At 60.2% G+C, this 788-nt stretch carries 1 protein-coding gene; it reads right to left on the reverse strand.

What is annotated here, in order from left to right; all coding sequences use genetic code 11:
- Positions 1 to 788, reverse strand: a 788-nt coding sequence (locus tag ACR0ER_RS25620) for an Ig-like domain-containing protein (protein ID WP_480771274.1), incomplete at both ends; no start/stop codon positions are given.

A 788-nucleotide genomic window follows, 5' to 3' on the forward strand; every position in this document is an offset into this window, starting at 1 on the left:
GTTGCGGTGTCTGTATTGGTTCCGTCTGTGATGGTGTAGGTGAAGCTGTCGGTTCCCTCGTAGCCCGCATTGGGTGTGTATGTGAGGGTGCCGTCCCCATTGTCGGTTACCGAGCCGTTGGTTGGTTGGGTGAAGCCTGCCAGGCTCAGCGGGTCATTGTTCGGGTCGCTGTCATTGGCCAGCAAATCCGCCGTTACATCGATAGCCAGAGCAGTGTCTGGCAGCGCTGCCAGCGTATCATCGCTTGCCTCGGGCGGCAGCGGCGCGGGCACAAATCCCCCGTCTTCATCCGCGATCGGGTCGCTGGCGAATTCAAAGTAATCCACCTGTGCGGTATAGCCCGCGCTGGTCTGGGTGCTGCCCGCCATCGGCCCCACGGCCGTGACGTTCAGCGCATGGCCAAAGCTTCCGGCGGTGGTCCAGTTCACCCCGTCAGCTGAGTAACGGAAGGTCCAGGTATCCCCCGAACGCGTCAGATCAAGATATTCGGCACTGCCACTGGGGATCACCACGTTGAATGCAGGAGAGGAGTTTCCATTGACGGTGATTGCCGCAAAGGCCCTCAGGTTGTTGCCGTCAGAATAGGTATCAAAGCGCAGCCAGTTGTCCGCGTCCTGTTCAACCAGGAAGCCCTGCAACTGGTACCGCTCGGACGGCGTGCTCAGAAACCGCGCCTCGACCTGAAAATCCTCGTCCGCCACGGTCTGCAGCAACCGCGCCCCTCGGTTCTCGCCATAAACATCATAATCACCCGCAGGCGTCGACAAGGTCAGAAACGCATCACTGCC

This window comes from Ruegeria sp. CH8 (assembly GCF_056536985.1).